Source organism: Sphingobium sp. ba1 (assembly GCF_000743655.1).
In the GTDB taxonomy this organism is placed as follows: domain Bacteria; phylum Pseudomonadota; class Alphaproteobacteria; order Sphingomonadales; family Sphingomonadaceae; genus Sphingobium.
The window spans coordinates 1-7,251 of sequence record NZ_JPPQ01000053.1 but is presented as its reverse complement, the minus strand read 5'-3'; the positions used below and the strand labels follow the sequence as shown (position 1 = coordinate 7,251).

The 7,251-nt window shown below is 64.3% G+C and carries 6 protein-coding genes; 3 read left to right on the top strand and 3 right to left on the bottom strand.

From position 1 onward, the window contains the following. From glgB to IL54_RS02735, 3 genes are all read right to left on the bottom strand, one after another. A partial coding sequence (glgB, locus tag IL54_RS02745) for a 1,4-alpha-glucan branching enzyme (protein ID WP_076605454.1) occupies positions 1 to 1,470 on the bottom strand: 1,470 nt, incomplete at its 3' end. A gap of 25 nt (positions 1,471 to 1,495) precedes the next feature. Further along, positions 1,496 to 3,961 carry a glycogen/starch/alpha-glucan phosphorylase gene (locus IL54_RS02740; protein ID WP_037473005.1) on the bottom strand — a complete coding sequence of 822 codons (2,466 nt, stop codon included), beginning with the start codon at positions 3,959 to 3,961 and terminating at the stop codon, positions 1,496 to 1,498. Between the two features lie 113 nt (positions 3,962 to 4,074). Then, entirely contained in the window at positions 4,075 to 5,268 is a 1,194-nt protein-coding gene (locus tag IL54_RS02735) for a serine hydrolase domain-containing protein (protein ID WP_037473022.1), read from the bottom strand. 147 nt (positions 5,269 to 5,415) lie between these two features. Between IL54_RS02735 and IL54_RS02730 the strand changes: the two genes are divergently transcribed. The 3 genes from IL54_RS02730 to IL54_RS02720 all read left to right on the top strand — a co-directional run. Then, a complete protein-coding gene (locus tag IL54_RS02730) occupies positions 5,416 to 5,928 on the top strand; it encodes an RNA polymerase sigma factor (RefSeq protein WP_037473020.1) in 513 nt (170 codons plus the stop codon). Positions 5,929 to 5,983: 55 nt separating this feature from the next. Further along, positions 5,984 to 6,913 (top strand): FecR family protein, encoded by a 930-nt coding sequence (locus tag IL54_RS02725; RefSeq protein WP_037473001.1) that lies wholly within the window; start codon positions 5,984 to 5,986, stop codon positions 6,911 to 6,913. Then, positions 6,897 to 7,251, top strand: a 355-nt coding sequence (locus tag IL54_RS02720; protein ID WP_037473000.1) for an STN domain-containing protein, incomplete at its 3' end; no start/stop codon positions are given. The genes IL54_RS02725 and IL54_RS02720, both read left to right, overlap by 17 nt.

The following is a 7,251-nucleotide window of genomic DNA, read 5'->3' as shown; positions in this document are numbered from 1 at the left end:
CAGCGTGTCGTGCATGAAGCCCATATTCCATTTGAAGCCGAAGCCCAGCCCGCCGCTCTCCACCGGATGCGACACATTGGGCCAGCTGGTCGATTCCTCGGCGATCGTCATGATGCCGGGCTGCGCGGCATAGAGCGCCCGGTTCATCTCCTGCAGAAAAGCGACCGCCTCGACATTCTCGCGCCCGCCATGGTCGTTGGGTATCCATTCGCCCGGTTCGCGCGAATAATCGAGATAGAGCATCGACGCGACCGCATCGACGCGCAGCCCGTCGACATGATAGCGCTCGGCCCAGAACAAGGCGTTGTTGACCAGGAACTGCGCGACCTCGCGCCGCCCGAAATTATAGATGGCGGTGTTCCAGTCGGGGTGGAATCCCTTTTTCGGATCGGCATGTTCGTACAGCGCCGTGCCGTCGAAATGCGCCAGCCCATGTTCGTCGGTTGGAAAATGCGCTGGCACCCAATCGAGGATGACGCCGACCCCCGCCCGATGCGCCCCATCCACGAAGCGCGCGAGGCCCGCCGGATCGCCAAAGCGCGCAGTCGGCGCATACAGGCCCAGCGTCTGATAGCCCCAGCTCGGATCATAGGGATATTCGCTGATCGGCAAAAATTCGATATGGGTAAAGCCCATGCCAACGACATAGGGGATGAGCCGCCTCGCCATCTCGTCCCAGTCGAGGAAACCGCCATCATCGGCCTTCTGCCACGACCCGGCATGAACCTCGTAGATGGAGATCGGCTCGCGCCGTGCATCGGCCTTCTGCCAATAGTCGCGGTGGCGCGCGTCGCCCCAGCTATGGTCGAGCGGTCCAGCGACGATCGAGGCGGTGGAAGGCCGCAATTCGCTCTTATAGGCGAACGGATCAGCCTTGAGCGGCAGCGTCACGCCATCCGCGCCGACAATCTCAAATTTATAAGGTGCGCCCGGTTCGATCGCGGGCAGGAAGATTTCCCACACCCCGCTATCGATACGATGGCGCATCGCGCCCCGGCGGCCATCCCACTGATTGAAGTCACCCACCACCGACACGCGCCGGGCATTGGGTGCCCAGACCGCGAAATGCACGCCCGCCACCCCCTCATGGGTCATGACATGCGCGCCCATCTTGTCGAACAATCGGGCGTGGGCACCCTCGGCCAGGAAATGATCGTCCATCGGCCCCAGCACCGGCCCGAACCCATAGGGATCGATCAGCGCATAATCGCTGCCATCGGCATAGCGCGCGATGTAGCGCAGCGGCTGCCGCTTGCGAAGGACGACCTTGCCATGAAACAGCCCAGCCGGATGCAGCGCAGCCAGTTCGCCGACCGCCTTGCCATCCAGCGTCTGCGCAACGACGGATAGGGCTCCGGGCAACAGGACGCAGGCAGTAAAGCCCGTGTCGGCAGGATGAACGCCAAACGTGGCGAAGGGATCGTCATCGCGGCCTTCGACCAGCCGGTCGATCTGCTCGCCTGTCAGCACGATCCTGTCACCCAGCCTCCCATCCTCAGCCGATCTTCCAGATGTCCCGCGCATATTCGCGAATGGTTCGATCGGACGAAAACCATCCCATGCGCGCGACATTGTGGATCGCCATCTTTGCCCACAAGGGCTCATCCGTCCAGAGCCTATCGACATGCCGTTGCGCGGCCGAATAGCTGTCGAAATCCGCCGCCAGCATGAACCAGTCATTGTCGTAAATGCCCTGGATCAGTCCCTTGTACCGATCCGGGTCGTCGGGCGAAAAGACGCCGCTGGCGATCGCATGCAAGGCCTGGGCAAGTTCCCGGCTTTTGCCGATGACGTCCATCGGCACATAGCCCTTGGCGCGGCGGTCATTCACTTCCTGCGCGGTCAGGCCGAAGATGATGATATTGTCGGCACCGACATGATCGCGCATTTCGACATTCGCGCCATCCAGCGTGCCGATCGTCAGCGCGCCATTGACCGCGAACTTCATATTGCCCGTGCCCGACGCTTCCATGCCCGCCGTCGAAATCTGTTCGGACAGGTCAGCGGCCGGGATCATCATCTCCGCCATCGAGACATTGTAATTCGGCACGAACTGTACCTTGAGCAGCCCCTGCACCGCCGGATCATGATTGACCACGCGCGCGACATCGCCCGCCAGTTTGATGATCAGCTTGGCATTATGATAGCTCGACGCCGCCTTGCCGCCGAACAGCTTGACGCGCGGCACCCAGTTGCGTTCGGGATGCGAGCGGATCTGGTCATAGAGCGACACCGCCTCGATGATGTTGAGCAATTGCCGCTTATATTCATGGATGCGCTTGATCTGGATGTCGAACATCGTCGACGGGTCGATCCGCGCGTTCAACCGCTTGCGCAAAAGGTCCGACAGCGCCGCCTTGTTCGCCCGCTTCACCGCGATGAATTTCTCTTGAAACGCCGCGTCGTCGGCAAAGGCGTCCAGGTCGCGCAGCGCTTCCGCATCGTCCAGAAACGCCTCGCCGATCGCTTCGCGAATAAGGCCGGTCAGCCCCGGATTGCACTGCATCAGCCAGCGGCGATAGGTAACGCCATTGGTCTTGTTGTTGATCCGGGTGGGATAAAGATTGTGCAGGTCGGCAAAGACCGTGACCTTCATCAGGTCGGTGTGCAGCGCCGATACGCCATTGACGCTATGCGATCCGGCAAAGGCCAGATTGCCCATCCGCACACGCCGGTCGCCACCTTCGTCGATCAGCGAGATCGCCCCGATCGCCGCGTCATCGAACTGCCCGGCCCGCCGCGCCTCGGCCAGCAGGCGGCTGTTGACCGCATAGACGATCTGCATATGCCGGGGCAGCAACCGTTCGAATAGCGGCACCGGCCAGCTTTCCAGCGCTTCGGGCAGCAGGGTATGGTTGGTATAGCTGAACGTCCGCCGGGTAATGTCCCACGCCTCGTCGAAATCGAAGCCATGATCGTCCAGCAATATCCGCATCAACTCGGCCACGGCCACCGCCGGATGCGTGTCATTGAGCTGGATCGCCGCCTTGTCGGGCAAGGTCGCGATGGTGCCGAAATATTGGATATGCCGCCGGACGATGTCCTGCAGCGAGGCGGACGAGAAGAAATATTCCTGCCGCAACCGCAATTCCTGGCCAGCGGCCGAGCTGTCGGCGGGGTACAGCACCCGCGTCAGCGCTTCGGCGCGGTTGCTTTCGGACAGCGCACCGACATGGTCGCCCGCATTGAACTTGTCGAGCAGGATCGGGTCGATCGGCTGCGCTTCCCATAGCCGCAGCGTATTGACCCGCTTGCCGCGCCACCCTGCGATCGGCGTGTCATAGGGGGTGGCGATCACGCGCTCGCTGGGCTTCCAATGCATCTGGTGCGGCCCGCTATCCTCGCCCTCGGCCGGATCGACCAGCCCGCCAAAGCCGACCTCATAGCTCGCCTCGCGCCGCTCGAACTCCCACGGATTGCCATGCGCCAGCCAGTTTTCGGGCAGCTCGACCTGCCAGCCGTCCGAAATCTCCTGCCGGAACATGCCGTTCACATAGCGGATGCCATAGCCATAGGCAGGCACATCGACCGTCGCCATGCTCTCCATGAAGCAGGCCGCCAGGCGTCCCAGACCGCCATTGCCCAGTGCCGCATCCGGCTCCAGCGCAGCGATGATGTCGATATCGACGCCCAGCGAGGCCAGCGCCGCCTGCATGTCGTCCAGCATTTCCATGTTGGACGCCGCATCGCGCATCAACCGCCCGATCAAAAATTCCAGGCTCAGATAATAGACCCGCCGCCCTTCTTCCTCATAGGTTTTCTGGGTCGATGTGATCCACGCGTCGATCACCCGGTCGCGGATCGAGAGAATGACGGCGTGCAGCCAGTCATGCGGCTTGGCGGCAGCGGCATTCTTGCCGATGCGATAGGTCAGCCGCTCGACAATCTCATGCGCCAGGATTTCCGGGTCCATCCGCCGCGGCGCGGGTTTGGGAAGTTTGGTCTGGCCCTTGAGGTTCATGGCACACGGTCCCCCTGTCTGATCGACGGGGATGATGGCACAGCCGACAAGCCCGCGCCAACGCCAAATTTTGCAGCGCAGCAATTATTTCCGCTGTTTCGCGGGACTTGGGCCTACCCCCTGCGCACCAGCGCCTCTGCCACCCCAGCGCGCAATTGCGCGCGCACCGGATAGGCGCTCGACGGCAGCAATTGGGTCATGAATATCCCGATCAACCGCTCGACTGGATCGACCCAGAAATAGGTCGAAAACACCCCGCCCCAATAATATTCGCCGCGCTCTAAACCCATGGCGAAGCCCAGGCCGAAGCCCACATCCTGATAATCCGCCTCGCTGAACATCGCACTCGACAGGCTGGCAAGGTCGCCGCCGCCGGGCAATTGGTTGGACCGCATCTGCGCCACCGTATCGGCCCGCAGCAGCCGCACCCCGTCCAGTTCGCCCCCGCGCAGCAGCATCCGGGCAAAGCGGTGATAGTCCGCCACCCCCGACACCAGCCCGCCGCCGCCCGACAGGAAGCGCCCCTGCCGCCGCCACCCGCTCCGGGCACCCAGATCCGCGACCTGGCGCTCGCCCTGCTCGTCCAGCCGCCAGGCATCAGTCATGCGATCCGCCTTGGCATCGGGCAAAGCGAAGGTCGTATCGACCATGCCCAGCGGCGCGAAGATGCGCTCGCGAAACACGCTTTCCAGGTCGCGCCCCTCCAGCCGCTCGATCACGACGCCCAGCACATCGGTCGCCACCGAATAATTCCACCGTTCGCCTGGCGAAAATTCCAGCGGCAATGTCGCCAGATCGGCGATGAACTGGTCCGACGTGCGCGGCTGCTGAAATTCGTCCAGCCCCAGCTTGCGATAGCGCGCATCGATCGGCGTCTGCCGCTGCAACCCATAGGTCAGCCCCGACGTATGGCGCAGCAGGTCGATCATCAGCATCGGCCGCTTCAACCGCGCGCGATTGGCGCGCCCGACGCGCAAGTCGGCAAATTCGGGGATAAGCTCGACAACCGGCGTATCGAGCGCAACCTTGCCCGCTTCCACCAGCATCATGAAGGCGACCGACGTCACCGGCTTCGTCATCGAAGCGATGCGATAGAGGGCATCGGCCGACAGCGGTTCCCCGCTCGCCCGCGCCGCCCCGCGTGCCCACGACACTACCGGCTGCTCGTCGCGCGACACCAATAATTGCATATGCGGCAAGCGGCCGCTGGCCAGATAGGTGCGGTCGAGAAAGTCCACCAGCGCGTCCAGCCGGTCAGGGTCCATCCCCGCCGCCTGTGCCGCCACCCTGTCCACGCCGTTCGTCATGCCTGCGCCGCTCCGATGCTTGCCCGGCTCCGCGCTAAAGCAGCGACGCGCGCAGGACAACAGCTTGGCGATTGCCAAGGGACCACCCCGCCCTCTATGGCAGGCTATCCGAACGGCAAGCAATTTCAGCACTGGACCCCGACAGGCATGGCCACTGGCCTTTCCGCGATCTTCATGGCCAAACGCGCGGCCCTGCTGCGCTTCCTGCGCGCACGCGGCGCGGGCGAGAATGCCGAAGATCTCTTGCAGGATATGTGGATGAAGCTGGAGGCCAAGGATCTTGGCCCCGTCTCCGACCCCGTTCCCTATCTGTATCGCATGGCCAACAACCTCATGCTCGACCGCTATCGCTCGGCGATCCGGCGCGAACGGCGCGAGCAGGACTGGGCCGAAGGGGCTGGCGGCGTCATGGCCGACCCGACCGACGATGTGCCGGTGGACGAGCGGATGATCCTTGTCCAGCGGCTGGATGAGGCGCGCGCCGTCCTGCGCGACCTTGGCCCGCGCGTCGAACTCATCTTCCGCCGCTTCCGCATCGAAGGCGTGGGACAAAAGGTCATTGCCGAGGAATTGGGGGTCAGCCTGACGACGGTGGAGAAGGACTTGCAAAAGGCCTATCGCGCCATGCTGACGCTCAAGCAAAAACTGGATACGGAATGATGGGGTCGGCGGCGTCAGTCTCTGTAAGGGGCAAAAAATGAACAGGGCTGGAGCAATGACGAACGAGGAGGCACTGGCGTGGGTCATCCGCACGCGCGATCCCGCCTTTACCGACTGGGACGGCTTCACCGCCTGGTTGGAGCGCGACCCCGCCAATGCGGAGGCCTATGATGTGCTAATGGCGGCCGATGCCGACCTCGACGCCATCATGCCGCCCGAACCCGTCGCCTTGCCTGCTCCCGCCAATGATGTAGGCGTGCCGCAACGCCGCCCGCTCCGCTGGATCGGCGGCGGCGCGATCGCCGCCGCGCTGGTCGCGGCCGTGTCGGTCGGCATGATGAACCGGGCCGACATCTACACCGTCACCACCCGCCCCGGCGAAACGCGCAGCATCGCGCTGGACGATGGCACCCGCATCGAAGTCAATGGAGGCACCCGCCTGCGCCTCGACCGCAACGACACCCGCTTCGCCGCGCTCGACAGTGGCGAGGCTGCCTTCACCGTGCGCCACGATGCGTCCGATCCGTTCCGCGTGACGGTGGGCGATGCCGTGTTCGAAGATGCCGGGACGGTCTTCAACATCGTTCACACCCCCGGCGCCGTCCGCATCGGCGTGTCGGAAGGCGAAGTCATCTACAATCCCGGCGCAGAGGCGATCAGCCTACCCGCCGGACGCGGCCTTGCCGATGATGCGCAAGGCTTGCGGGTGATGGATATTGCCCCGGCGGCCGTCGCCAGTTGGCGGCAGGGCCGCCTCGTCTACGCCAATGCCGCCGTCAGCGACATCAGCGAAGATATCGGCCGATCGCTCGGCATCGCGCTCCGCACCACGCCGGGCGCGCGCGCGATGCGCTTCACCGGCACGATCCGGCTGGATAAAGACCCGGCCCGATTCTTTGCCGGGGCCGCGCCGCTGATGGGCCTTTCCGCCGTGCGCCAGGGCGACACTTGGCTGCTGAAAGAAGGGGATGGGCCGCAAAGCTGACCTCTTCCTCGTCACCGCCCTTGCCATAACAAGCGCAGCGCCCGCGCATGGGGCGGACAGACACACCATCAGCATCGCCCCCGGACGGCTGGGCGAGGCGACGATCGCGCTCGCCCGTCAGACCAGGACCAGCATCGGCATGTCCGACCAGTCGCTCGCTGGCATTCGCACCCCGGCCGTTACCGGCAATCTCTCGGTAGAAGCGGCGTTGAAGCGGCTGCTCAAGGGCAGCGGCGCGACCGCGCGGCGCATCGACGGCGCGACATGGCGCATCATCCGCACCCGGCCCGCTCCGCCCGTGAGCGCTCCAGCGCCGATCCCCGCCGCCCCCGCCGACG

Bases quoted from the DNA above. Each gene is read 5' to 3' on its own strand.
- IL54_RS02730 (WP_037473020.1), top strand. From the start codon at position 5,416: ATGGCCACTGGCCTTTCCGCGATCTTCATGGCCAAACGCGCGGCCCTG.
- IL54_RS02735 (WP_037473022.1), bottom strand. From the start codon at position 5,268: ATGACGAACGGCGTGGACAGGGTGGCGGCACAGGCGGCGGGGATGGAC.
- IL54_RS02725 (WP_037473001.1), top strand. From the start codon at position 5,984: ATGACGAACGAGGAGGCACTGGCGTGGGTCATCCGCACGCGCGATCCC.
- IL54_RS02740 (WP_037473005.1), bottom strand. From the start codon at position 3,961: ATGAACCTCAAGGGCCAGACCAAACTTCCCAAACCCGCGCCGCGGCGG.